The organism is Archangium violaceum (assembly GCF_016859125.1).
GTDB classification, from domain to species: Bacteria; Myxococcota; Myxococcia; order Myxococcales; family Myxococcaceae; genus Archangium; species Archangium violaceum_A.
The window spans coordinates 6,801,625-6,827,384 of record NZ_CP069338.1 but is presented as its reverse complement, the minus strand read 5'-3'; the positions used below and the strand labels follow the sequence as shown (position 1 = coordinate 6,827,384).

Sequence of the window (25,760 nt, the reverse complement as noted above, 5' to 3'; positions counted from 1 at the left end):
AGATGTGTGCCCGGCATGAGGGCGTCCACCGGGCGGGCAGGCCCCGGTACGGGTCTCACGACCAGGAGAAGTCGTATTCGCTGTCGAGCGGCCCCAGCACCCGGCCCTCGACCCGCGGAAGCTGAGCGCCCAGCCGCGTGAGGACCTCCAGCATGGCGCCCTCGTGGTACGGCATCGGCAGGAAGCTGCGCCGCATGATGAGGATGCCGCGCTTGGGACCCAGCCAATCCACCGAGCGCTCGCCGTAATTGGACGTCACCTTGTAGATGGCCTGGATGCTGGAGGAGATGTGCTCGTCGTCGCTGCCCGTCCGCGTGTGCATCGCGGTGCCCACCGTGGAGGACATGAGGCCCACCGCGGCCCTCTGCCCCAGGAGGCGCAGCACCTGCTCCGCGCCTCCATGCCGGGCACTCAGCTCCCGCACCGCGGTGAGGGTCAGCTGGATGAGCAGGGTGACGGGGTAGTTCACGAAGTCCAGGAGCCGTTGCTGGCCGAGCACCGCCTGACAGCTCCTCAGGGCCGCCTCGTCCCCGAGCGAGCGGACCGTCTCCAGGGTCCGGTTGAGGAACATCCCGCGCGCGGTGTCCTGGGAAGTCGCCAACTCCATCAGGTGCTCCATCGCCCGCACCCAATCCATCTGCATTGCGTTGCCCCGGCTCGTCCTCGTGTCCCTACCCGCCCATCCTGCCGTCCTCTCCCATGAGACCCCATGACATGGAACAGGGCCACACCCGGGTCTCATCCGACGGGCCGGGGGAGAGACACCCGAACGGACCGTACGAGATGTTCGTACGAAGTGTCCGGGCGATGCGTTACCTTGCCCTCTGGCGGAGAAGGGATTGCACCCACCCATGAAGACGATTGCCTATCTCGGTCCCCCCGGCACATTCAGCGAGGAAGCCGCGCTCTCCTGGGGCGGCCCCGAGGATCAGCTCCTCCCGCTCGCCAGCATCCCGGCCGTCGTCACGGCCGTGGAGACCGGCGCCGCGACTTTCGGTGTCCTCCCGCTCGAGAACTCGCTGGAGGGCTCCGTCACCACCACGCTCGATCTGCTCATCCGGGAGACCTCCCTTCGGATCAGCAGTGAGCTCGTCCTGCCCGTGCGCCACATGCTCGCGACACGCCCGGGGCTGCAGCTCCACCAGGTGCAGGTGCTCCATGCCCACCCCCAGGCGCTCGGCCAGAGCCGCCGTTTCGTCGAACGCTGCCTGCCCGGCGCCGCCACCGTCGCGGCCCTCAGCAACTCCGCCGCCCTCACGGATGCGCTGAGCGACTCACGCCCCGCCGCCGCCATCACGACCCGCCGCGCCATCGAGCTCCAGTCCGCTACCACCCTCGCCCACGACATCCAGGACCATCCCAACAACCAGACACGGTTCATCCTGCTCGGCTCCGAGGACGCGGCGCCCACCGGCCAGGACCGCACCTCACTGTGCTTCGCCATGCCCGAGAACCGGGCGGGCTCCCTGCTCGACGCCCTGCAGGTACTCGCCCAGGCCCGCATCAACCTGACCCGGCTCGAGTCCCGTCCGGCCAAGGAGATGCTGGGCGACTACATCTTCCTGGCCGACATCGAGGGTCATCGCCTGGAGCCGCACGTGGCCGCCGCCCTCCAGCGGCTGCAGGGGCAGACCTCCTTCTTCAAGGTTTTTGGCTCCTACCCACGCTACCGCCCGTCCACACCGGAAGCGCCGGCTCGACTATCATCCCCCCCATGAGAACGACGACGCGTCGGCGGTTCCTCATCGACTCGATGCTGGCGACGGTGGCCGTGGCGGCGGGATGCCGCTCCGGAACCGAGCCCGCCTCGCAGGCTCCCGCGTACATCCCCACGTCCGACCGGAACGTGGTGCGGACGCTGCCTGGCATTCCGACGACGGACGGCGCGGGTGTGCGGCTGACGCGCGTCATCGGTCAGCCCACGCTGCGCAACCTCGATCCGTTCCTGATGCTCGATCGCTTCCACTCGGACGATCCGAACGCGTACATCGCCGGCTTCCCCTCCCATCCCCACCGCGGCTTCGAGACGGTGACGGTGATGCTCGACGGCTACATGCGGCATCGTGACAGCCGGGGGAACTCGGGGCTCATCCGGGGTGGCGGCTCGCAGTGGATGACGGCGGGACGCGGCATCATCCACTCCGAGATGCCGGAGCAGGAAGCGGGGCTGATGTCTGGCTTCCAGCTGTGGATCAACCTGCCCGCGAAGGAAAAGATGTGCCCCGCGTACTACCAGGACCTCGGGCCGGAGCAGCTCGCCGAGGCGAAGCTCTCATCGGCGGGGAGCAGGATGCGGGTCATCGCTGGCAGGCCGAACGATCTCGCGGGTCCCGTGCGCGAGCGCCCGACGCAACCCACGCTCCTGACCCTGACGCTGGAGGATGACCAGCCCTTCGAGCTCGAGCTACCGGACGCGCACACCGCCTTCGCGTTCGTCTACACGGGAGAGGTCGACTTCGGTCCGGAGGCGAAGAGGAAGACGGTGCGCGCGGGGAACCTTGCCCTCCTCGGCTCCGGCAAGCGGCTCCGCCTTCGCGCGACGAACCAGCGGAGCGCGGTGCTCGTCGCCGCGGCGAAGCCGATCGGGGAGCCCATCGTCCAGCATGGCCCGTTCGTGATGAACACCGAGGCGGAAATCCATCGGGCCATCCAGGACTATCGCAACGGCGTGCTGGACAAGGCGTGAGCCAGGGGTCCTCGGACTAGATCTTGACGCGGCACACCTTCACGAGGAGGGTCGGGCGCGAAATCCTACCGTCGATATGTCCGACCGGCTCTACCTGGCGCACTACCAGGACGGCGTGCGGGTGCTGGACGTGTCCCAGCCCGAGCACTCAAGGGAAGTGGCGTACTACAACACCTGGAGGGAAACGGATCCGTACCGGGGGCTCAGCTTCTTCGACGGCGCCATTGGAATCCGCCGGCCCGGTGACGGTTACCTCTACGCCATCGACCTCTCTCGCGGCCTGCTCATATTCCCCGAGCCGTAGAGCTTGACGACGTATTCCCGCTTTATTCACTGTTCTGTCACCTGCTGGTGCTACGTCCGCCCGGCCTTCCAGGACGTACGCACTCCACAACCCCAGGAGACACACTTGCACCCATCCACCCCGCGTCGCCATCCGCTTCGCTCCTCGCTTCGTCTGTCCGCCGTGCTGCCGTTCGCGGCGGCGTGCGCCCTCGCACTGACCGGCTGCCCGGACGATGGTGGCGGCAATCCCCCGCCCGCCGCCACCAGGGCGCTCGTGGTCGGTCATCGTGGCGCCAGCGCGCTGCGGCCGGAGCACACGCTGGAGGCCTACCGCAAGGCGGTCGAGGACGGTGCGGACATCATCGAGCCGGATCTCGTGTCCACGAAGGACGGTCATCTCGTGGCCCGTCATGAGAACGAGATCTCCGGCACCACGAACGTGGCGTCGGTGGAGGAGTTCGCGGGCCGCAAGACCACGAAGACGATTGACGGCGTGCAGCTCACCGGCTGGTTCACCGAGGACTTCACGCTGGAGGAGCTCAAGAGGCTGCGCGCGCGTGAGCGGATTCCGCAGTTCCGCCCGGCCAATACGCAGTACAACGATCAGTTCGAGGTCCCCACGCTCGCCGAGGTGATCGCCCTGGCCAAGGAGCTGTCGGCCGAGACCGGGCGCACCATCCACCTGTACCCGGAGACCAAGCACCCCACCTACTTCCAGGAGATTGGCCTCGCGATGGAGGACCGGCTGATCGCCGAGCTGAAGAAGGACGAGTTCACCGCGAGCACCGCCACGGTCTACATCCAGTCCTTCGAGGTGGCGAACCTGAAGGAGATGCACGCGAAGATCGGAACCTCGCAGCCGAACTGGAAGCTGGTGCAGTTGATGGATGAAGGGACCGCGAAGCCCTATGACTTCGTCAAGGCGGGCGACCCGCGCACCTACAGCGACCTGATGACCGAGGCGGGCATGAAGGAGATCGCCACCTATGCCAACGGCGTCGGGCCCTACAAGCTGAGCATCATCAACGTGGACGACGCGGGCAACTTCCAGCAGCCGAGCGCTCTGGTGCGCAACGCCCACGCGGCGAAGCTGGTGGTGTTCCCGTACACCTTCCGCCCGGAGAACAACTTCCTGCCCGCCCCGCTCAAGGCAACGGGAGAGGCCAGCACGCGCAGCGAGTCCGGAGCGATCAAGGAGATCCACGCGTACCTCGCGGCCGGCATCGATGGGTTCTTCACCGACGACCCCGCCGTGGGCCGTCAGGCCGTGGATACCTACAAGCCTTGAGCTGAAGGCTGAAAGGCCTCGAGGCTCTCTTTCTCGAAAAGAGAAGAAGCTCGCCCGGGTTCGATTCTCCCGGGCGAGCCTGTTTTTGGAAGTATGGCCCCACACCCTCGCAGCCGCGGGTGCTGGAAGGCTGTAAGTGATTGGAAGGAACGCTGGACTCGGCCAGGAGTGGTTGCTACTCGTTATTACTTGGACGATTGGCGCATCGAGCTTCTGGGCAGTGCTCGGCTCAACAGCGGGCGCAATGGCTCACGGCCGTTGGAGCGGAAGACGGCGGCCCTGCTCGCCTATGTCGCATTGGAAGGCGAGACGGCGCGAGGGAAACTGGCGGGCCTGTTCTGGCCGGAGTCCCGCGAGGCCACCGCGCGCAACAATCTGTCTCAATTGCTGAGACGCCTGCGCGAGCTGCTGGGAGAGTCCGCCGTGGAGGGCCGAGACACCGTGCGGCTCCGCGAGGACCTGCTGGTGGACGTGAGGGAGCTCGTACGTGGCGAGCCCACATGGATGGACAGCCCGGGTGGCGAGCTGCTCGCGCAGCTGAGCTACGACGGGTGCGAAGCGCTGGAGGGCTGGCTGCGCGCCACCCGCATGCGGGTGATGAGCCTGCAACAGAAGTCCCTGGAGGCGCGGGTCCTGCTCGAGGAAGGCGAGGGGCGGCTGCCCGCTGCCCTGGAGGCGGCGCAACGGATGATCCTGCTGGAGCCCACCTCCGAGAAGGCGTTCCAGCACCTCATGCGCCTCCATCACCAGCTCGGGAACCGGCGTGCCGCGTTGCAGGTCTGGTACCAGTGTGAACAAGTCCTGGAGCGGGAGCTGGGGACCCGGCCCTCGGCCGAGACACGCCAGCTCGTCCACGACATCCAGAAGGAGCCCATCCCGCCTCCCCACAGCCCTCTCGCGAGGCGGGCGCTACCGCTCGCCGTGGTGCACCCTCCCCTGCTCGCGGGGCGCGAGCGCGAGTGGGTCCGGATGGAAGAGGCCTGGGCCGCGCGCCGACCGATGTTCGTGATAGGGCCAGCAGGCGTGGGCAAGTCCCGGCTGCTCATGGACTTCGCCCGCTCCCGGGGGAGCTGGCTGCTGCTGACGGCCCGGCCAGGGGACTTCGACGTGCCCTATGCCACGTACGTGCGAGGCGTGCGCGAGGTGTTGCGGCGCAACCCGGGTCTGGTGCTGGAGGATTGGGTACGGCGCGAGCTGTCGCGGCTGCTCCCGGAGCTGAGCGGGGAAGCCCTGCCCCTCCCACTCAGTCCGGAGGAAAGGGCCCGCGTCTTCGCCGCCGTCGTCCAACTGGCGCGCCTGACGCTGCGCGGGTTCGACACCATCGCCTTCGATGATGCCCAGTACATGGACAGAGACAGCAGCGAGCTGAGCCTCTACATCCTCGCGCAGCTCCAAGACGAGATGTCCACCGGGCGTTTCCCGCTGATCACCCTCAGCCAACGCACCGACGAGACCATCTGGAGGGGCGAGCGGCTCCGTCAGGTGGCGGATGCCGGCCTGGGAGAGTGGATCCAACTCGATTCACTCGCACCGCAGGCGGTGCGCACCCTGCTGCGAAGCATGGAGGTCCCCGCTCTGGAGCGGATGGCGGAAGACATCGCCCGCTACACCGGGGGCAATCCGCTCTTCGTCGTGGAGACGGCCAGACACCTCGTCGAGTCCAACACGCTCGAAGGGGATTTCCCCGCGGGACTGCCTCCGCCGGGGAGGGCCCGCTCCATCATCCAGAAGCGACTGGCCCGCTTGTCCCCCGAAGCGCTCCGGCTGGCGCAGGTGCTCGCGGTGGCCGGGGTGGACCTCCCCCTGGGGCAGGCGGCGGCGGTGTTGGAGACTTCCGAGGAGCGATTGGTGACGGCCTGGCGGGAGTTGGAGGAGGCCGCGCTCGTCCGGGGCGCGTGGTTCAGCCATGACCTGGTGGGGGAGGCCCTCCTGGCCGATCTGTCTCCATCCATCCGGGAGTTGCTCTCCGCACGGCTGGCCCGGCGAAACACCCAGGCGTGAGCACCTCGAACCCCTCGCGCGTCACCAGCAGGGTGTGCTCGAACTGGGCGGAGAGGCTCCCGTCCACCGTCACCACCGTCCACCCGTCCGGCAACACCCGCACGTCCGGGCGCCCGAGCGTCACCATGGGCTCGATGGTGAGCACCATCCCCGAGCGCAGCGTGATGCCCGTCCCCCGCTTTCCCACGTGGGGCACATGGGGCGGCAGGTGCATCTGGCGGCCAATGCCATGTCCCCCGAACTCCCGCACCACGCCGCACCCCTCCGCCCGCGCCAGTTCCTCGATGGCCGCGCCAATGTCTCCCAGCTTCGCGCCGTGGCGGACGACGGCCATCCCCGCCTCCTGGCACCGGCGCGCCACGTCCACCACGTGCCGGGCCTCCTCGGACACCTCGCCGATGCGGTGCACACCGTGCGGAGTGTCGGGGCGGCTCGGCAGGAGCCGCTGCTCATACCTCCGTCTGGACCGGGTGGTAGGGGAGCTCCAGGGTGAACGTGGCGCCACACCCGGGCCCATCGCTGTGGACGGTCAAGGAGCCGCCCAGCTCCTGGGCCGCCAGGGCACTGGAATGCAAGCCGAAGCCGTGCCCCTCCTCGCGCGTGGTGAAGCCATACTGGAAGATGCGGGTGAGCATCTCCGGCGCGATGCCCATGCCGTTGTCATGGATGTCGATGCGGACGCGGTCCGAGGAGGCTTGCTCCATCGTCACCGTCAGGAGCCGTTCGCTCGGTGCCACCGAGTCCATGGCATACTTGGCATTGCTGACCAGGTTGACGAGGATCATCATCGTCTTGTGTTTGTCCGTCATCACCGGGGGAAGGGAGGCGATGTGGCGCTGCACCTTCACCTGGTGACGGGCGAGCCCGGCCGAGTTGATGCGGATGGCATCCTCCACCAGCTCCGACAGGGAGACCTGCTCGTGTAGCCGGGGTGTCCGGGCGTAGTTCTGCTGTACCTTGACGATGTCACCGATGTGCTCAGTATAGCGGCCCACGTCATTCAGCAGTGAGACGAGCTCCTCGCGATCCTCCAGCAGGTTCTGCCCCAGCTTGTCCAGGAAGGGCATGAGATGGCGCCCGCGCTCGTCCTGGGTGAGGAAGGCGGTGAGGTCGGTCTCGCGCTCCTGGAGCATGTGGGCCACCCGGCCCACGTGCTCGAGCCTCATCCCGCTCATCCGCTCCTTGGCGATCTGGGCCGAGGTGTAGACGCTGTTGAGCACGTTGCCCACGTTGTGCAGCACGTTGGTGGCGATCTCCGCCATGCCCGCTCGCCGGGCCGTCTGCAGCAGCTGCGCGTGGAGCGCCTTGAGCTCGCGGGTGCGCTCCTCCACCCGCTGCTCCAACCCTTCGTTGGCCTGGCGCAGGGCCTCCTCGCGCCGCTGGACCTCGTCGGCCATGAGCTGGAAGGCGCTGGCCAGTTGTCCCAGCTCGTCGCGGCGTGCGGTGTCCAACGCCACCTTGAAGTCGCCGGCCGCCACCTTGTCGGTGGCCTGGGTCAGCGCCTTCAAGGGGCGGGAGATCTGCTGTTGGAGCACCTGGTTCATGATGATCAGCTCCAGCAGCAACGACAGGATGCCGAGCAGCAGGACGAAGCGCGCCGCGAGAAGGGCGGGCTGGGACACCATGCTCTCGGGCAACACGGTGGCGAAGTACCAACCGGGGCCTCGCAGTTGCGTCACGGCGACGTACTCGCCGTACTCCGGGAGCTCCAGCATGCCCTGCGAGGGCTCACGGTTCTTCACCCGCTCGAAGATGCCGCGCAGGTGGGCCGCGCTCTCCAGGGAACCGAGGCGACTGACAGCGAGGTCGGGCTGCGCGGCGGCGCTCAGGATGTTGTAGGAGGTGGTGAAGCCCTCCAGTTCCAGCTCGGGATGAGCGATGAGCTGGCCATCCTCGCGGAAGAGGACGTTGTAGGCACCGGGCAGGTGGTCGTTGATGGTGCGGGTCATCAACTCGTCGAGCAGGACATCGTGGCCGATCGATGCGACATGGCGGCCATCCAGGTCCAACGGCGTCGACACCGAGGCCATCCAGATCCCGGAGACGGCCTCCAGGTAGATGCCGGTCCAGGCGGTCTGCCTTCGTGGGTTGTTCTCGGGCAGGGTGAGAGGGAAATCCTCGTAGTCGAGGATGGAGAAGCTCGGTTTGAGCTGCTGGGTCCAGGTGGGAGCCCACGGCCAGAAGCCCAGGATCGCCCCCTCCGGCAGGTTGATGTAGGTCGTCCTGAATCGGAGATGGAGGACGGGCCCGTACCAGGTGAGCACGTCGTACGCGGCCATGAACCGGGTGCGGAACCCGGCATCGAGGACCACGTGCGGGGGAATGAAGCCTTGCACCATCCTCGTCCCATCGAGGAGCTCCGGCTTGTTTCGAACCGTTCCATCGGGCAGCCGCACGAACAGGCTGTCGAAGCGGGCGCTGACGTCTTCCCGCGCGAGCGCTCGAATCCTCTCCTCCAGGGCCTTCTTGAGGAAGGCGTGGTTGTCCTCCGCCAACAAGAAGATGGACTGCTCCCGCTGGCTCCGCTCCGAGACATGATGCAGCAACTGCTCGAGGACCTCCGCACGCAGGGTGTAGAGCATGTGGAGGTAGCTGAAGAGCGTGGAGAGGGCGATGACAAGCCCGATGCGTGCCCCCATCTTGAGGAGCGTCGATCGGGCCAGCGGGGCTCGAGGGCTGGAAGATGGAGGCATGGAAAGACGCGCTGTGTCGGGCTGAGACACGAACCATGCCGTGGGTATTCCCTCATGTGCTCCTGCGAGGGATTGTCTGCCGGATTGGCGGGAAGGGAGGCAGGAAGACCCTCACGTCGCCATGTCGAGGGGCGTGGCGCTGGCTTGCTTCCGCTTACGGCGGGCCAGCGTGCTCAGCAGGATGAAGCCTCCCAGATAGAGGTACAGTGGGAAGAGCTCGAGGGCGAAGAACGAAAAGCCCGGCTTGAGAAGGATCATCCCGATCAGCGCGGCGGAGCCCCCCAACCCATTATGGGTGGAGGCCACGTAGGGGATGATCCACATCGTCTCCTTCTTCTTCCAGGCCCCCCGCTGAAGCTGCCAGGCGTAGCGCAACCCCATGAACGCCGTGGTGGCCACGGAGAGGAGGACGACACCCGGTACGCCCACCAGGTAGAGTGGAATCAACGAGAGGTACGCCACGACCATTCCGACGCCGTGGATCTTCACGGCGCGCTCGATTCCGATCCGCACCACCAGGGTCTTCTTCCAGGTCGTCGCGTCGCTCTCCCAGTCCGCCATGTTCATGACCATCATCCGGATGTATTCGATGATGCCGAGCGGGATGAGCACCAGCAGCAGTGGATGGGGTTGCAGTCCACCGCTCTGGAGGCAATAGCCGAGCAGCGGAACGAGGGTGTTGAGCACCAGGGTGACGGTGAACTCGCCCAGGCCCAGGGCCTCCAGCTTGAGCGGCGGTGCACTGTACTGCCAGGAGAAGAAGATGGCACCCAGGCACAGGAGGCGGGCACTGAGGGTCGGCATGAGCAGGGCGAGCACGAAGGACACCCCGGCCAGCACATACGCGATGCGCAGGGAGTGCTTCGGCTCCATGAGCCCCTTCACGAGGACCCGGCTGCCGCCGGTCCATGGAGAGGGAGTAACGTTGGCCCGGTCCGGCTCCAGGTCGTAATACTCATTGCAGTAGTGCGTCATCAGGTGGGTGATCCACGTGAAGAGCACACCGTGAATGAAGTGAGAGGCATTGATGGTGCCTCCCGACACGGTGGGGATGATGGCTCCCACCGTGTAGAGGATGGGGCTGTACAGCAGGAACTTGACGCGGCCGAGTGCCAGCAGGTGCTTGAAGGGGGAATGCGTGTTCATGGTGCGCCCGATGATGCCACGGCGCGTCATGAACTGGGAGTGAATACCGGATTTTCCAGGAATCGAGAAATAGAACTCGATTCTCGATATCAGTCTGGCCCCCACCTGTAGCCCCGAAAGCCACACGGCGGGCCCGTTCTGTGACACGGGACCTGGCCTACTGGGCGGGGGCGTGCTCCGCGTTGTCCACGATGGAGCGGGCTCCCGCGGCGTGGGCACAATGCGCACAACAGTAGAAGGTACCGTTGGCCTCGATGCCGTGGCCCAGCACCTTGCAACCGCAGTGATCGCAGATGGGGGCCAGCTTGTGGATGGCGCACTCGAAGCTGTCGAAGGTGTGGGTGACGCCTGCGGTGATGACCTGGAAGGCCAGGTAGTACTCGTTGCCGCAAACCTCGCACTTGGCCATGGGATCCTCCTGGGAGAACAGTGGATCCTCACAGGCCCCGAGGCGAGCCTTCTGCCCCCAGGTCCCAGCCGCTCGCGACCGCCGCTGGTCCCCTCCCGGCTCTCCAGACGGGCGCCTGGCCGCCCGCCTCGGGTGACGGCTGCATCAGGAAGCGATCCCACTCCTGCTGGGAATTGCTCGAATGCTGCTGGTTGGCGTGTTCTCTATATCCCAGACATCCTTTGATAAACAAAGGAACCAGGGGATCAACCCTTTTCAAGGATTTGAACTGGAGTCAGGGAGTGATGGCTCCCACGGCAGCACGAAGCTCGTGACGAGCAGAGCGCCCGAGACCCCGGCGAAGATGCCCGAGAGCGCGAACCGGGTATTGGCACTGCTCCGGAGCTTCATCGCCTCCGCGTGGGTCCAGGCGGAGACGCCCGGGGCCCGCTCCTCCTGGAGCCGCGAGGCCTGGGCCAGGCCCAGCACCAGGAAGGTGACGGCCGTCACGGCGGAGGCCCCGGCCCCTATCCGGGCGACGGACACGGGCAGCGGCGTGGGCCGGGTGAACGCGGTCATGTCGGAAGACGGGTAGGCCGAGGGAAACAGGTTCGGCGCCCGGGGGGCATCCAACGGCCCGAGCGCCTCCGCGACGGAGGTGTCCTCGCTCTCCGAGAAGGTCTTCGCGAGCTCCTGGCTGGCGCGCTGGAAGGCCGAGTCCAGCTCCGTGGGCCGAAGGGCGGACGCGGTGTAGCTGCGCTTGAAGAGGACCTGGCCCTCGCGCGTTTCAATCACGGTGATGCGCATGGGCAGGTCGTCGAAGACCTTGCTCGAGTCGATGGTCACCACCGCCGCCACCCCGAGGTCGCGGCCCAGCTTCACGAAGCACTCGGGCTTGCCCTGACAGGACTCCGGGGTGCGCCGCTCACCGAGTCGGGAGCGCGCGTCGCCCGGCTCCATGGCCACCGGCAACCTCGCTTCCCACAGGGCCCTCGAGAGCCGATCCGCCACGGCGGCGGACTCGATGGGCGTGAGCCCCTCGCTACGGGACATCATCACCACCAGCCCCTTCGCGTCGGTCCTTTCCGCCGGAGCGGGGGTCTGCGCGACGAGCAACGCCAACACCAGGGAGAACATGAGGACGCATGCTGGCACACGCCGCGCCCTGGGGCGAGGACGTCAATTACCCAGGTACTGGCGCTCCCAGATGTCGAGGTTGAGATTCACTTCCTTGCGCTCGTCGGCGGTCGACGCGCGCTCCGCCCGGACGCGAGCCTTCCTCAACAGGCGGCGCGCGCTCTCCTTCTCGTCCGAGGACAGCGAGCTCGCGCGCAGCTTCCGCTCCAGGCGCTCGATGCGCACGAGCAGGAGCGGCTTGCGCTCGGTGTTCACCCTGGGCGGCTCGCTCGCGCGGGGCGCCACGCCCCGAATGACCTCCGGCGCGGGCGCGGGGCCGGGGTTGGCGGCCCGTTCGAGCGTGGGCTCGGGCTCGGCGACCGGCTCGGCCAGGGGAGGCTTCACCGGAGTCTCGGCCACGGGAGCGGAGATGGGAGCGGGCACCGCCACCGGCTCTGGGGCGGGCTTCCGCAGCCAGAACACCGCCACGCCCGAGGCGAGCAGGAGCGACCCGGCGGCCACGCCCATCGCCACGAGGGCGTGGGACCGCGGCAACGTACCGGGCGGGCCGATGCTCACGGGCGGCGCTTCCCGCGGGGGGGTGGGGGCGGGGGCCGGTTCCGCGACGAGCATCGCGAGGCTCCGCATCTCCCGCGAGGCGCGCGGCCCGGGCGGGAGGGGGAGCGAATCCGCGACCTCCTGGAGCCCGGCACGCACCTCGTCCGCGGTGGGGCGTGCCTCGGGTGACTTCTCCAGCAGCTTCAGCACGAGCTGTGCGAGCGCGGGGGGCAGCTCCGGCCGCAGCTCGAGCGGCGAGGGCGGCGTGTGCTCCAGGTGGTGGACCAGGTACTCCGCGGGGACCCGGGCCGTGAAGGGCAGCTTCCCGGTCAGCAGCTGGAAGAGAATGATTCCGAACGCGTAGAGGTCCGTCCGGGCGCTCACCGGATCTCCACGCACCTGCTCGGGCGCCATGTACTCCGGCGTCCCGATGATGAGCCCGTTCAGCGTCTGCTGCGGGAGCGGCTGGCCGCTCGACATCTGTTTGGCCAGACCGAAGTCCAGCACCTTCACGTAGGAGCCGCCGCCGGGCTGCCGCACCAGGAAGATGTTGCTGGGCTTGAGGTCGCGATGGATGACGCCCGCGCGATGCGCGGCGGAGAGCGCGTCCAGCAACTCGTCCGCGAGCCGGAGGGCCTCCTGCACGGACAGGGCCCCCTTGCGGCTGAGCCAGGTGTCGAGCGGGCTTCCCTCCAGGTACTCCATGACGAAGTACTGCCGGCCATCTGGCATCTGGTCGAAGCTGAAGATGTCGATGATGCCCCGGTGGCGGATGGCGTTGACCGCACGGGCCTCCGCCAGCAGCCGCTCCACGTACAGGGACTGATCGTCCACCTCGGGCCGCAGGACCTTGATGGCCACCTGCTTGCCAATCAGCGGCTGCTCGCCCCGGTAGACGATGCCCATGCCACCGATGCCGATCTGCTCCTGGATGACGTACTCGCCCAGTTGCATCCCGATGAGCGGATCGGTGGGGGGCGTCCCCCGGGACGCCGAGGCCGCCTGGAGGGCCACGATGTTGTTGAGAGATGGACGTGTGGGAGCCTGGCTCTCCACCACGCCCCCGGGCGGAGCGCCCACCGGGCCCGGCTGGGGCCTCAACTGCGGGCGCCTGGAGGCGTCGTCACCGAGCACCGTGCCGTCGTGAGGGCACTTCTCGGTACCCTGGGGAACGAGCAGTCCACAGGTGGGACACTCTGGGGAAGGGGGCGAGGCCATCGAAACAGGCCGGGACCTTACCAGAGAACCCACTCCGTGGCGGCGGAGACATAGGCTCTCCTGCCTGCCTGGCGGCCTGCTTCCCTCAACACCTGGGGCGTGTCGGCGGGCATCCGCCATCCAGGCCCGCGTCCGCCCCCGTGTTGGAGCCCCCATCCCGAGTGTCTCCAGCATCGGATTGCCCGGATACAACGCAAAAGCCTTCACTCCCGCAGACGTACGGCTCGCCTCCGGGGCCACTCAGCCCCGAGCAATCCGCGGCCGTCGAGCAGGAAAAGGACTTGTCGGGAAGGTCGATGCAGTGCAGGGACGACAACGCCCCCACGGTCAAGGCCAGCAAGGGCCTCCAGCGCCACACTCGCGTGTTCGTTGTCACTCCGATTCCCCGTGGACGATCCCGGGCGGACCATAGCCCGAGGAGTCCGAGAGGGACCACCCACCGGGGGTTGAATGACAGGAACTCCCGCGTGTCACCTGCGGGAGTTGTCCTGGATCTTCAGCTTCGTCTGCCGGAGCGCATCGGACGAGGAGCCATAGGCGCCCGTCCAGCCCCACCCGGAAACGATCGCGTCGGGGAACTGGTAGCTCGAGGGGATGCTCACGGACGAGGACAGCGCGATGAGGGCCACGTCGTCCACCGGCGCGCCGCCGATATAGCGGAAGTTGGGGTGCAGGACGAAGCGGCTCACGGTGCGAACCTGCTCCGTCGCAGCCGTGACCGAGACCCGGTGATCGCCCAGGACGACACGTATGGAGGAAGGGGAACCCCCCTCCACACAGTGCCCCGCGATGAGCACCCACTTGCGGTGGATGGGCGCGCCACCACACCCATCACGACCGCGGAGCCGAGAACCACGACACACAAATGTTTCTTCATGCATCCTCCTCATCGACCTCGTGGGCTGATGCCTCATACGCGCTGCATTATCAAAACGAAGCAACAGGACACCTGCACTCCGTGTGGATTTGGTGTATTGGGGCGTCTGCCTTCGTTGTATCCCCCCCCCACGAGGAGTCCCTGATGCGTCGTCTTGGCCAAGCCCTTCTCGCAGTGAGTCTGTTCGCCGGCTGCGGTGGTAGCGAACTCGAGCCGTCCTCCCCTACCCTCGCGCAGCAGCAGGCGCCGCTCACCAGCACGGATGTGGATGTGGCGCCGGAGTGCCAGGGCCTCCTCGGCTTCGTGAACACGGCGTCGTTCCAGACGCTGGACAAGTACCTGCCGAGCGACGTCGCCAACAACCTCGTCACCCGGCGCACGACGTCGCCGTTCGTGTCCCTGGCGGATGTCTCCTCGGTCCGTCTGGTCGGTCCGACCCGGCTCGAGCAGATCGAGGGCGGTGCCCGGACCGAGGGGTTCATCGGTCCCAGCTGCGTCGGCATCATGGACGGGCTCGCGGTGTCCACCGATGACGCCGCCGCGATCGTGTCGCTGGTGAACACCATCAGCGACTCCGAGCTGCATGACGTCCTGCCGGACGCGTGGAATGGCGCCGTGAACCTCCTCAACCTGCGCCCGTTCACGTCGGTCCAGGCCATCTCCAATGTCGCGGGGATCGGCGACAAGAGCCTCCGGAACATCCGGAACTCGGCCACGCTGAGCCGGCCCCTCGAGGCGCTCATCGCCGCGGCGAACGCGGCGCCGGGTAGTGGTACCTACGGCGCGAGCATGGCCCGCCACTTCGACTGGTGGCAGGTCGTGACGACGTCTGGCAGGTACAACTACGGTGGGCTGGAGTGCTTCGGGCTCGAGCCGAGCAGCGTCCCGGATGGCGCGACCCTCCGGCCGTACCTGGCCGACGCCGCCGAGGTGCGTGCCGCGGTCGACTACGCGGTGTCCGTCGCCAACCAGCGCAATCAGATCCCCAGCAGCGTGATCTCCGCCGGCCTGGCGAACCTCGACGCGCTGACCGCCGGGCGCTCGTTCAAGGGTTGCTCCTTCGGCTACGCGGACGACCCCTGGAGCGGGCACACCGTCCACATCTTCGTCGACACCGTGAACGGCTTCAGCCTGCTGGTCGATACCTACTGGGCCGAGTGAGCCCACCGCGCTCCGGCGCGAGCAGGTGACGCCTGGGGGCGACCTCGGGCGTCACCCCCGATGCTCCGACGGAGGCGGCTGCCTCACGGCTCGAGGGATTGGGGCAGGCGTGGCTTCGCGGATACCGGCAGATAGCACTTGCCCTGGTACTCGGCCTGCTCCTCGTGGCACGGCGGACGGCGCTCCAGCGCTACCCAGCATCCGCCGTTGATCACGACCTCGTCCCGCCGGGTGTTGCAGGGGGGTCTGGACTGGCCCTGCAGTGGCTTGTCTGGAAGAGGATAGGCGATTGCCGCCGGGTCCCGCTCACCACCGGCGGTCAGGAACGAGGACCGGACCCCCGCCTCCGCCGGGCTCGCGACGACAGGAGCCGAAGGCACCGGTGCGGAAGAATCCATCGAGCGACTCGCTGAACCCCACCAGAAGCCCCCGCCCAGCACGAGCAGGACGAATCCCGCGGCGGCCAGTCCTCGCAGGATGGACAGCCCCCTCGGCCACGCCATTCGTTCGCGAGTCAGGTGGCCGCGCACCCGAGCGCTGTGCCCCACCGCATCGAGGCCCGCGAGCAACAGCAGCAGCATGTCGGTCAGCTCCGACAACCGGCCCGAGACAGGCGCCCGCTCCATCTCCAGCGCGACGAAGGGAGGCGTGACCTGAACGTGGACACGTAGCTGCCAGTTCCTCTTGGGACGACCCATGGAGCGAGCCCCTGGCATCAACACCAGGGCCGGAGCTCCCGTCCGAACGTTGTGGGCCTCGTGGATGGGACCCAGCTCCGCCGCGTGCTTGCGGCGTCTGCCGAGTTGGAAAGGTCCGAACCGCCTGCTCCCGCCGCGCGTCGTTGTACTCATGGCCGCGACCTGTACCACGGCGCGCGTCATCTCACATCACGCAACGCGAGAGGTCAGGTCCTCGCGGCCCGAGAGCTCGAGCCACGCGGGAACTCTCTCGACGGATGAGTTACCCAGGAGCATTCGGGCGGGCCCATCTACTGAGAGCGGTCGCTCAGCACATCGGAGAGGGAAGTGGCGTTCAGGGAGCGATCGAACCAGAGGTCGAGGACCGCCATGTCCGTGCAGGTGAGGACGCGCTGTCGGGTCTCCTCGTCGACCTGTACGCCCCGCGCGGTGAGGATTCGCAGGATGGCCTCGGCACGTCCGCGAATCAGACCCTGTTGCAGACCCTCCTCCCGGCCTCGCGCCAGGCCCTGTTGAAGTCCCCGCTCGATGAGTTGTTCACCATAGCTGCGCATCAGTTCCTCCGCTCGTTGCCCATCCAGCACCGAATGTAACACCCGCCCGGCCACTTCATGGACGGCCTCGTCCCCAACCCACAGCAGGTAACGGATGAGCACTACCAGATGCTCGGCTCCTTCCGGGCTTGCCTGTACCTGCGCGAAGAGCGCACCCCAATCCGGCAGCTTCCGAGCCAATTCTCCGGTACGCCCGTAGCGCAGAACCAGCCAGGCCAGCCGGGCCAGCGGTGGGCCAGGGCGTGCTCTCAGCGCCTCTTCCCGCCCGGCCGTCAAGTCATCGAGCAGGTACTCGAAGCGCGGCACCAGCGCTCGCCAGCGCTCCCGCATCCCCTCTCCTCGCGGCAGGTCGAAGAGCTCTTCCACCTGGCGCGGCGCCGTCCAGGCTCCATCCGGCCCGTGATACATCACCAACGGGACGATGAGCGGAAGCCGTTCACTCTCCGGGTGCTCCTGGCGCCAGCGCTCCACCTGACGCACGACGTAGCGCAGCATGCGCAGCGCCATCCACCTGTCCACCCGGGACTGATGTTCCAGCAACACGTACAGCAGCAGCGGGTGGCCCGTGTGCAGCCGAGCCGTGAAGAGCAGGTCGCTCTCGGTCTCCCGCAGCTCCGGGTCCACTACGCTGCCGGGCTCTCGTCTCAGGGACGACCAGTCCACCTCGGAGACGACATGCGCGGGCAACACGGCGCGCAACTCGGCGGCGGCCCGCTCGGGGTGGCCGAAGGTGTAGCGGGCGAAGAGGTCATGCGGTCCAGACATGGCGAACCGCGTCCCAAGCATGCGGCGGGCCAGGGACGCGGCACGGCACCGCACGGGTGTCTCCCGCACAGAAGTGGCAGAACGAATCCTTTGACACCTCTCGGGAGACACCTCGCGGGTGGCATCCCCTGGCGTCACCCTCGAGATGGATGAACGCCAGGGGACGCACCCCACCGCTCACGCCATGGAGGGCGAACCGGAGTAGACGCGAGCCTGGCTGCTCGTGGCGCCCACCGGGGCCGCCATCACCACGAGGTCCAGGAAGCTGTCATTGCTCAGGCCATTGCCCGAGTTGTCGTTCATCACCAGGTTGGGCTTGAAGATGATGGTCCACGAGTAGCTGTCGCCCGTGGTGTCCTTCACGCTCGACAGGGACAACGTGGAGTTGCCGGCGTCGACCGAGAGCGTCTGGACGTGGTGGTCCGTCTTCTTGCCGTAGCTGAGCTGGAAGCCCTTGATGAAGACCCAGGCGTTGTCCATGGGCGCGGGCTGCTTGTCGATCGTCACCTTGAGCTCGCTGTCTCCGGGCTTCCAGGTCTGCTGCTTGAACTGGCAGCCGTCCTCCTTCGTCCGGCCCATGCCCATGATGTAGAGCGTCCCACCGCCCGAGTGACCGCTGTCATCCGTGATGGACACATTGGCGGTGACCTCGAGCGTCGACGAGGGAAGGTTGTTGTTCAGCGGGAAGTCCACCGAGGCCTTGATGGTCTTCACCTCGTGGTCGTCACCGCCGAAGCTGGTGTCGAAGCCCGCCAGGACGGCATACCGCTCCAACACGTTCTGCCCGAAGTCGATGGTGGTCTTCTGCCCGTTCTTCGCCTGGGTATTCGTGAAGATCAGTGACATGGTGATGGCTCCAGAAATATGTGCTCGTAAAGGGTTTCGTGTTCTTGGATCCGCCAGACCGCGCGTCAGCGGAACTGGACCGGGAAGGCGGCCGTGAACGCGACGCTCGCCTTGTTGTTGGACGCGTCGAACATGGTCCCGGTGACCAGGGCCGAGCCCGTGGATCCATTCTGCGAGACGCCCTTCGCGTACCCCTGCACGGAGCGCAGGTGGTGATCCTCCCCCTTGCCGAAGCTGGCGAAGAAGGAGCTCATCGCGGCTCCGTAGGACTGGATGACGCCCTCACTGGAAGAAAAAGAAACCCTGGTCGAGACATCCTCGAAGCCGTTGCCGGTGGTGGTGGTGCTCCTGACGTCGTTGCGCATGTGCGGGACCCCCTTGTGAGTTGTTCCCGCGCGAAGAAGTAGCCTCGAACGCTCGCCGCGACGGTATCCGCCCGCGCCAATTCGATTGACCGGGCGCGCCACCCCCGGCCGCCTCATGGCAGTGCTTGCCGGTACTCCCCAGGAGTCGAGCCCGTCCAGCGCTTGAAGGCGCGGTGGAACGCGCTCACCTCGGAGAAGCCGAGGAGGAAGGCGACCTCGGCGATCGACTCCTTCGATTCGCCCAGGTGGCGCAACGCCAGCTCGCGGCGGACCTCGTCGAGGAGCTGTTGCAACGACGTGCCCTCCTGTTTGAGGCGGCGCTGCAGGGTGCGCTTGCTCAGGCGCAGGCGCTCGGACAGGACCTCCAGCGAGGGCTCTCCGCGACGCAGCTCATCCAGCAGCACGCCGCGCACGCGCACCAGGAACGTCTCCTCGGGCGGAAGCTCCTGGAGCAGCCGGCGAAGATGGCGCTCCATGATCTCCGCCATCGAGGGATCCGCGCCACGTTGCGGCAGCGCGAGCACGCGGCGGGGCAGGACCAGCTCGGAGTGGGGCTGGCCGAACGCCAGCGTTTCTCCGAAGGCGCGGCCGTGCGCCGAGAGCTCCGCCGGGGCCGAATGCTGGAACGACACGGAGAGCGGCGAGACACGCTCCCCGGTCAACTTGCGGGTGAAGCGCAGCACGGCGAAGAGCATGCATTCGACCGGGTGCCGCATCACGTCGGGCGGGATGTCCTCCTCGACGAGGAAGCGGAGCCGCGCGGCGTCCCCCTCTTCGAGGAGCGCGAGCGTGGCGCGCTGATTCACGAGCCGGAAGAACGTGACCAGCCGGCGCAGTCCCTCCCCCAACGTGGCGCTGCTGTGCATGGCATAGCCGAGCGCCCCATAGCTGCCAGACTGGATGTGCTCCGCCGCCGTGATTCCGAAGGAGGGATCCGCGCACGACTCGGCCGCGACGTGCCACAGACGGAGCGCGAGCAGGGCCGGCACCCGGCCCTCGGGAGCCAGGAGCGCCTGGGGTTCCAGACCGACCTCGGCCAGGAGCATGCTGGGAGACAGGCCTCGCGCGACCGCGGCGGCCAGAACGAGCCGAACGTTATCGACAGAGGCAGTACCCATCGCGGAGCCGGGAGACTAGCGCATCGCTGGAAGCGGCGGAGAGCCGTCCGCTCCCTCGACAGGTCGCGAAGTCGCGGTGCCCCCGGGTCGGAGGGTGTGGGCACCACCCGGAACGAGGTGACCCGGGCGGGTAGGTCCTCCACGGGATTCCTCCTCTTCTCCTGGGAGCGCTCTCGGGCCTCCACCCGGGCCGGACATGTCAGACCCGAGCGGTAGTGTTGCTTCATGTCCAACACCGGCAAGGAAGGGGCTTCCGTGGCTGATTCCCGTGAGAATCCGTGCGTCTCGGTCAACAAGCTGGGCCAGTACCTCACCGCGCGTCCCGCGCTGCGCAAGCGCATCATCCACGCCCAGAAGCACCCGTGTGATCCCAAGTACCTGCGCTACCCGGAAGCCGCCCAGGCCATCGTCGAGTTCCTCTGTGGCGGCAGGGACGAGGCCATCCTCCGTCACCACCATCACCGGCTGCTCAACGTCATCCCCCAGTCGGACTTCGACGCCCACCGACTGGCGCTGTGCGCCGAGGCCCTCCATCACTTCCGCCGGGCCTCGGGCGAGCTGGCACTGACCCACGCGGTGGCCAGCCCCGCGGACGAGGGACTGCCGCCACTCGCACTGGCCGGGGTGGCCATCAACGTGCGGCCGGAGATCCTCCTGCGCAGCATGGATCGCCACGGGATGATGCGCTCGGGGCTGCTCAAGCTCTACTTCTCCAAGCACACGCCGCTGGACGAGGCCTCCGGCCAGTACATCGCCACGGTGCTCCAACTGTTCGCCGAGCAGAACCTGAAGCAGCAGGGCGAGGTGGACCACCGGCTGGTGCGCGTCTTCGACGTGTTCGCCGGCAAGGTGTTCGTTGCGCCCAGGGCCCAGCAGCGGCGGCTGGGGGACGTGCAGCTGGCGTGTGAGGAGATCGCCGCGCGCTGGGACATGAACTGAGCCCCGGAGCGCTTGTCACGGAGCGGGGCCCCCACCCGGGAGGACCCCGCTCGGACAGGCTCGGCTATCTCAGAGGTCGCAGTACTGCGGGTACCGGCTGCACGGGTAACAGATGCCGCCGGAGCCCAGCTCGGCTCCGTGTCAGTGGGTGTGCCCCCCTCCGCCGTGGCCCCCTCCGCCGTGCGAGCCCGTGCTCCCCGGCAGCACGACCTCCATTGCCTCCATCATCCCAAAATCCCCATGGTCCAGGATGTGGCAGTGGAGCATGAACACCCCGATGTAGCGCTCGTAGCGGGTGCGTAGCTGGAGGGTCTCGCCGGCCTCCACGAAGATCGTATCCTTCCAGACGCGCTTGTCCTTCTCCCCCTTGAGCCCCTTGAGCTTGATGGTGCACTGGAAGGGATTGACGTGGATGTGGAAGGGATGGCCCTCCGTGGCGAAGCGCGGATCGTTGGGATGCGCCGGGGACGAGACCTCCCACAGATCCACCCCGCCCAACAGGAGCCTGCGGGGCGGAGCACCGGGATCGAAAGGCTTGCCATTGATCAGCCCCACGGGAGGCACCGAGTCGATCCGGAGCTCGAAGGCCGCCTTCTGGTGCCCGGTGATCTCGCAGTCCTCGATGTCCTCGAGAGGGGCCAGAGGCGCCAGCTCCTTCTCCGTGGGCAGCATCATCTCGACTCGAGGTCCCTTCACCACGATGCGGGCCAGAGTCCTGCTCACGGCCTTCACGTCCTGGCCCCCGTCCACGAGCCAATAGGTGCCCTCCGGTAGGACATTGCCAGCATTGTCGGTCGCGCGCACCAACACGTCCGCGCGGTACCCGGGGTGCATTTCGACCTCCGCCACCGGATCGATGCTGCCCGTCGTGATTCCATCCAGAGCGATCAGGTATTGGGGCAGGGTCTCCTCGATGCCTGTCTTGGGATCTCGCCTGACCAGCTTGAGCTGGAGCTTCGCGCGGAAGCCCGCGTGGATGAACCGCCAGCGCTGGACCTCTCCCGGCCTCATCTGGAGGGTCGGCTCGACCTCGCCATTGAGGGTGAAGCGCCGCTGCATCTTCTCCCAGACGCCGGGGACGAAGACGGGCACGCCATCCACCACGTCACCGGGCTCCACCTGGCCGAGCTTCGTCTGGTCGTTGATGACGTAGGGAATCTGCTGGATGACGAAGATCTTCTCCGGGGCCGCCTTGATGGCGGGAACCTCGTCGATGTCACCACGGATGATCAAGGCACCCGCCATGCCGTTGGAGACCTGGATGGCGGTCGAGCCGTGCACGTGGGGGTGATACCAATACGTCCCCGCGGGATGATCCTTGGGGAGCTTGATCTCGAACTGGAACTGCTGGCCGGGGACCAACTCGATCATCACGTTGTCCGAGTTTCCAGCGGGCGAGACGTGCAACCCGTGCACGTGGAGGTTGGTCGTGGTGAAAACGGATGGCATGCCGTGCTGGTGGTCCATCCCTGGCATGTGCGGCGCTTCGGGGAGCTGGTTGTCCAGGAGGATGTTCAGCGTGTCACCCGGGCGGGCCTCGATGACGGGCCCCACCAGCTTCCCGTTGTAGGAGCGCAGCCTGACCGTGTCGAACCCCTGGGCCGTCCCATCCATCAAGACCCTGGCGATCTTGTTGGTGGCGTACTTGACCTCCAACTTCACGTCCACCTCTCCCGGAACGGGATGTGGATGCTGATGGGGATGTTGATGTTCCGTATGCCCGTCGTGCCCCGCATGCGGGGGGGCATGCCGTGGCCCATCATGCCGCCTCGGGAAGGCATTTGGAGGCCGCGCACCTGTGCCGCTCTTCATGAATCCCATGATTCTCTCCCACATATCCCTGTCCTCGGAGGCCGAGCCTGTCTCCGCACCCGGCCATCCATTGGAGAGAAGGACCTGGAGCGAAATGTGACAGACGGCCCTGAGCGCCTGGCGTGGCGGCCCTGGGTCTCCTGGTGACTCGAGTCACCGGGGAGAACCGAATCTGGGACATCATCGCCACCGGGAATGACACCGTGTCCGCGTAGGCCCAGGACGAAGAAGGCAGCCCGTTGGCCCCGGCTACGAGCGGACGTCCAGGGGCACTGCCGCCCGCTCATGGCTGGGTAGGCCGCGGAGCCCTGCATAACTCGGCGGAAGTGAGCACCCTGTTCGACTTCCTCTGGGGACCATGGCCGATCATCGCCCTCCAGTCGTGGGTGGGGGCCGCGCCCTTCTGGACGTCCCTGGCCCACCTCGTGTCGCTGGTGGGGGACACCGCGGGAGCGCTCGTCCTCGTCTCGCTGGTGCGCTGGAGGGCGGGACGCATCGCGGCGCTGGAGTTGGCCGGGCTGTTCATGCTCACGGGGCTGGTGGACCTGGCGCTATGGGAACTCGTCGGCCTGCCGCGCCCGGATGACCCACGCATCGTGGTGCGCGCGGACCCCGCCGTGTCCTCGTTCCCGAGCGGGCACACCGTGACGTCCCTGGCCCTCCTCGGTTGGCTCGCGCTGGGAAGGCAGCTTCCCCGTGCCGTGCCGTGGGTGGTGGTACCCCTGGTGATGCTCGCACGCCTCTACCTCGGGGCGCACTACCTGGGCGATGTGCTGGGGGGGGTGCTCATCGGGCTGCTGCTGCTTGGGGGCTACACGCGCCTGTGGCCCACGCTGCGGCGCTGGGGAGAGCGGCGCAGCATCCGGTTCTTCGCGTCATTCGGGCTCGGCATGGTGGCCACCCTGGCCTGCGGAGTGCTCCTCTTCGGAGGAGACAGGCGGGCCTGGCAGGTGCTCGGGTTCGCCGCGGGCCTCGTGGTGGGAGCCCTGCTGGAGCACAAGCCACGGGGGAATGCGCCAGCCCCCGGACCCCACGCCCGGACCCCGCGCGAGATGGCCCTCGGAGGCGCCGTGCTGCTCGCGCTGCTGGCCCCCGCGCACCTCGGCGCGGCGCCGCCCCTCCAGGGCCTGCTCTACTTCCTGGCGATGCTGTGGGGGGCCCTGTTCTACCCCCCTCCTGCATTTCGGGCGTCGAGAGGCCCCTGATGAGTGCGTCGTGCCGTCCGGAAGCGGGCGCTTCATCCGCCAGGCAATACGAAGTGTTCGACACCTTTTCGGGGCCAGGCCCAAGCGTGGGAGCGGAGGATGTGCTCGTGGCGGATGGGCCGCAGGCACTGGCCCGTCCGGGAGCTTCGGTGCGAGAGGCGGAGCGGTTGCTACGGGCTCCGGGACGGACTCCGGATGTGCTGCCCGAGCCGGGACGTCCGTTCTCTCCGGCTCCGTGCGGGGGGGGCCGTAGGCGCGCCGCTCACGGTGGATGCGCACGGGTGGCTGCGAGAGGGGCGCATCCTGGACCTGGCGAGGATGTGGTGAGTGCCGCGCGCCTTCTCCCATGACGATGCCGCCAGGAAGTCGTAGCCCACGACACGACGAAGCTGGTTGAGCGCCACGGAGGAGGACAAGGCCCGCATCAGCAGGTCCCTCCCCCACCGCACCACCGGGTTGCGGAGGTAGCGGATGGACCCACAGCCCACCAATCCCCCCGCCGATGATGACGACTCCGCGTGATTGCATGATGCCCTCCCCCGTTGCCCGGCTCGTGCCCTCAGCGGAAGAACTCCTCGGGCACGGTCTCGAAGCCGCGCGCCTCGGCCTTCGTGTGTGCCCTCGCGAGCTCCGAGGGCCGCTCACCCGCGCGCAGGCGGCCGAGCAGCTCCCGAGGATCGATGTCGACACCGATCGGGTTGATGTCGAAGACCTCCGACTTCATGAAGCGCGCCGCATCTTCCATGTGGGCGAAATTGTCGACCAGCAACTCGATGTGATTGCCATCCGGATCGCGGTAATAGAGCGACGTCGTCGGGCCATGGTTGACGCTCCAGAACGGGGTGATCCCAGCGCGTTCGAGGCGCTCGTACGTGTCGAGCAGCCCACTGAGGTCCGCGAAGGTGAACGCGACGTGCTCCAGGCCACGCGTCTTCGGCCCGGACTGCTCGCTCGCCCCCGTGTTCACGATGCCGACGCGGTGGTGCTCGTCGTCGTAGGCGAGGAAGCACACCTCGCCGTTGTCGTAGGACACGGTCGCTCCGAGGACGTTGAGGTACCAGTCACGCATCTGCTGGAAACGACCGGTCCGCAGGACGATATGGGACAGCTTCGTGGGTGAGGTCATCGCGTCTGTCTCCCGAAGAAAGCAACGCTTCCGTTGCGTTATTCGGGTAATAAGGGGCCGAGACAATCGCAACGGTACCGTTTCAATTGTCCCGGCAGGGCAGCGCCGCCTGGCGCGCGGCACGCCCGCACGCTCAGCCCCGCTTGCCGCCACCCGGAGGGGCCTTGCCTTTCGAGACCCTCTCCTTCTTGCTCGTGCTCTTTGGGGCCTTGTCCTTCACGTCGGCCGGTCCGACGTTCGCCACGATGGTCCGTAGCGCATCGGCCAGGTCCTTGCTCGATGGAGCGTGCTCCGGATCGATCAGCCACTGAATCAGCAGGCCGCTCATGAGCGCCTGGTAGAACGAGCCGACCGCCCACGCCGTCCCGTCGGCGGTGGCATCGAGGTTCTGGAACAACCGGGCCAGCCCGATGCGCCCCTCCTCCAGACCGGAGGCGAGCTGCTGGCGGACCTCCGGCACGTGCTCGGCGGTCGCGTAGGCCTCGACACTCGCGGACAACATCCTCCGGTATTTGGGGAACAACTCGAGCACCCGCCTCCAGTTGGCCTCGAACCGCTCCAGAGTCGTGGCCTCGGGAGGGACCTCGGCGGCCAGCGCGCGATGCATCTCCTCCCCCAACTCCTCAATCGCCTGGAGGATGGCCGCATTCAGCAGCGCCTCGGTGGATTTGAAGTGGTAGCCGATCGCCGCCAGGCTCGTCCCCGCCTCGGCGGCGATGTCGCGTGCAGTCGTCCGCGCGTACCCCTTCTCGTACAGGCAGCGCTTGGCTCCAGCGAGCAGGTCCTCACGATTTCCCATGGCGGGGAGTTCCATCACTTCGTCCAGGGCCGCAGCGGAGAGGTCCTCCCCAGGCTCGCGACCTTCACTGGCTGAGAAGGGGGGCTGTGAGGGGCCGCAAGGCGCTGTTGGCGAGC

General features: G+C 67.4%; 23 protein-coding genes and 1 pseudogene. 8 read left to right on the top strand and 16 right to left on the bottom strand.

All coding sequences use genetic code 11. The annotated features are described in order from the left end of the window. Positions 1-55: 55 nt before the first annotated feature. Positions 56-643, bottom strand: a complete 588-nt coding sequence (locus JQX13_RS29325) for a TIGR02265 family protein (protein WP_203402784.1) — start codon at positions 641-643, stop codon at positions 56-58. Positions 644-851: 208 nt separating this feature from the next. Here JQX13_RS29325 and pheA point away from each other — a divergent pair, with 208 nt between their 5' ends. From pheA to JQX13_RS29300, 5 genes are all read left to right on the top strand, one after another. Further along, complete coding sequence (pheA, locus tag JQX13_RS29320) at positions 852-1,718, top strand: prephenate dehydratase (RefSeq protein ID WP_203402783.1); 867 nt, start codon at positions 852-854, stop codon at positions 1,716-1,718. Further along, the gene (locus JQX13_RS29315; protein ID WP_203402782.1) at positions 1,715-2,686 is read left to right on the top strand and encodes a pirin family protein; all 972 of its coding nucleotides are present in this window, start codon (positions 1,715-1,717) and stop codon (positions 2,684-2,686) included. Before pheA ends, JQX13_RS29315 begins: the two co-directional genes overlap by 4 nt. Positions 2,687-2,762: 76 nt before the next feature. After that, complete coding sequence (locus tag JQX13_RS29310) at positions 2,763-2,990, top strand: hypothetical protein (protein WP_203402781.1); 228 nt, start codon at positions 2,763-2,765, stop codon at positions 2,988-2,990. A gap of 105 nt (positions 2,991-3,095) precedes the next feature. After that, a complete protein-coding gene (locus tag JQX13_RS29305) occupies positions 3,096-4,259 on the top strand; it encodes a glycerophosphodiester phosphodiesterase (RefSeq protein ID WP_239013922.1) in 1,164 nt (387 codons plus the stop codon). A 189-nt stretch (positions 4,260-4,448) separates the two neighbouring features. Beyond that, on the top strand, positions 4,449-6,260 hold the full coding sequence (locus JQX13_RS29300) for an AAA family ATPase (protein WP_203402780.1): 1,812 nt from the start codon (positions 4,449-4,451) through the stop codon (positions 6,258-6,260). On the opposite strand, the pseudogene JQX13_RS29295 reads toward JQX13_RS29300, so the two are convergent. The 7 genes and pseudogenes from JQX13_RS29295 to JQX13_RS29265 all read right to left on the bottom strand — a co-directional run. After that, positions 6,160-6,660 (bottom strand): annotated as a pseudogene (locus tag JQX13_RS29295) (M24 family metallopeptidase); the annotation flags it as partial. The gene JQX13_RS29300 and the pseudogene JQX13_RS29295 overlap by 101 nt on opposite strands. A 49-nt stretch (positions 6,661-6,709) precedes the next feature. Further along, complete coding sequence (locus tag JQX13_RS29290; protein ID WP_203412257.1) at positions 6,710-8,899, bottom strand: ATP-binding protein; 2,190 nt, start codon at positions 8,897-8,899, stop codon at positions 6,710-6,712. A gap of 165 nt (positions 8,900-9,064) precedes the next feature. Next, complete coding sequence (locus JQX13_RS29285) at positions 9,065-10,099, bottom strand: prenyltransferase (protein ID WP_203402779.1); 1,035 nt, start codon at positions 10,097-10,099, stop codon at positions 9,065-9,067. Between the two features lie 157 nt (positions 10,100-10,256). Then, complete coding sequence (locus JQX13_RS29280) at positions 10,257-10,508, bottom strand: hypothetical protein (protein ID WP_203402778.1); 252 nt, start codon at positions 10,506-10,508, stop codon at positions 10,257-10,259. Positions 10,509-10,763: 255 nt separating this feature from the next. Next, positions 10,764-11,624 carry a hypothetical protein gene (locus JQX13_RS29275; protein WP_203402777.1) on the bottom strand — a complete coding sequence of 287 codons (861 nt, stop codon included), beginning with the start codon at positions 11,622-11,624 and terminating at the stop codon, positions 10,764-10,766. Between the two features lie 42 nt (positions 11,625-11,666). Then, positions 11,667-13,295, bottom strand: a complete 1,629-nt coding sequence (locus JQX13_RS29270) for a serine/threonine-protein kinase (RefSeq protein WP_203402776.1) — start codon at positions 13,293-13,295, stop codon at positions 11,667-11,669. Positions 13,296-13,849: 554 nt separating this feature from the next. Continuing rightward, positions 13,850-14,260, bottom strand: coding sequence for a trypsin-like serine protease (locus tag JQX13_RS29265; protein ID WP_239013921.1), 411 nt, complete (start codon positions 14,258-14,260; stop codon positions 13,850-13,852). 140 nt (positions 14,261-14,400) lie between these two features. Here JQX13_RS29265 and JQX13_RS29260 point away from each other — a divergent pair, with 140 nt between their 5' ends. Next, complete coding sequence (locus tag JQX13_RS29260) at positions 14,401-15,417, top strand: hypothetical protein (RefSeq protein ID WP_203402774.1); 1,017 nt, start codon at positions 14,401-14,403, stop codon at positions 15,415-15,417. Between the two features lie 83 nt (positions 15,418-15,500). Here JQX13_RS29260 and JQX13_RS29255 read toward each other — a convergent pair whose 3' ends face one another. The 5 genes from JQX13_RS29255 to JQX13_RS55560 all read right to left on the bottom strand — a co-directional run bounded on the left by JQX13_RS29255 (position 15,501) and on the right by JQX13_RS55560 (position 19,691). Then, a complete protein-coding gene (locus JQX13_RS29255) occupies positions 15,501-16,115 on the bottom strand; it encodes a hypothetical protein (protein ID WP_203402773.1) in 615 nt (204 codons plus the stop codon). Between the two features lie 290 nt (positions 16,116-16,405). Next, positions 16,406-17,434, bottom strand: a complete 1,029-nt coding sequence (locus JQX13_RS29250) for an Rpn family recombination-promoting nuclease/putative transposase (RefSeq protein WP_203402772.1) — start codon at positions 17,432-17,434, stop codon at positions 16,406-16,408. 177 nt (positions 17,435-17,611) lie between these two features. Beyond that, positions 17,612-18,280 carry a hypothetical protein gene (locus JQX13_RS29245; protein WP_203402771.1) on the bottom strand — a complete coding sequence of 223 codons (669 nt, stop codon included), beginning with the start codon at positions 18,278-18,280 and terminating at the stop codon, positions 17,612-17,614. 65 nt (positions 18,281-18,345) lie between these two features. After that, positions 18,346-18,645, bottom strand: a complete 300-nt coding sequence (locus JQX13_RS29240; protein ID WP_203402770.1) for a hypothetical protein — start codon at positions 18,643-18,645, stop codon at positions 18,346-18,348. A 113-nt stretch (positions 18,646-18,758) separates the two neighbouring features. Beyond that, positions 18,759-19,691, bottom strand: coding sequence for an AraC family transcriptional regulator (locus JQX13_RS55560; protein WP_203402769.1), 933 nt, complete (start codon positions 19,689-19,691; stop codon positions 18,759-18,761). 327 nt (positions 19,692-20,018) lie between these two features. Here JQX13_RS55560 and JQX13_RS29230 point away from each other — a divergent pair, with 327 nt between their 5' ends. Continuing rightward, positions 20,019-20,702: a hypothetical protein gene (locus JQX13_RS29230; protein WP_203402768.1), complete on the top strand. Its 684-nt coding sequence runs from the start codon at positions 20,019-20,021 to the stop codon at positions 20,700-20,702. Between the two features lie 141 nt (positions 20,703-20,843). Here the strand turns inward: JQX13_RS29230 and JQX13_RS29225 are convergent, their stop codons facing one another. After that, positions 20,844-22,364, bottom strand: a complete 1,521-nt coding sequence (locus tag JQX13_RS29225; RefSeq protein WP_203402767.1) for a multicopper oxidase family protein — start codon at positions 22,362-22,364, stop codon at positions 20,844-20,846. 476 nt (positions 22,365-22,840) lie between these two features. Between JQX13_RS29225 and JQX13_RS29220 the strand changes: the two genes are divergently transcribed. After that, positions 22,841-23,719, top strand: a complete 879-nt coding sequence (locus JQX13_RS29220; protein WP_203402766.1) for a phosphatase PAP2 family protein — start codon at positions 22,841-22,843, stop codon at positions 23,717-23,719. A 559-nt stretch (positions 23,720-24,278) separates the two neighbouring features. Here JQX13_RS29220 and JQX13_RS29215 read toward each other — a convergent pair. Further along, positions 24,279-24,845: a VOC family protein gene (locus tag JQX13_RS29215; protein WP_203402765.1), complete on the bottom strand. Its 567-nt coding sequence runs from the start codon at positions 24,843-24,845 to the stop codon at positions 24,279-24,281. Positions 24,846-24,978: 133 nt separating this feature from the next. Further along, a complete protein-coding gene (locus JQX13_RS29210) occupies positions 24,979-25,644 on the bottom strand; it encodes a TetR/AcrR family transcriptional regulator (RefSeq protein WP_203402764.1) in 666 nt (221 codons plus the stop codon). Between the last annotated feature and the right edge of the window lie 116 nt (positions 25,645-25,760).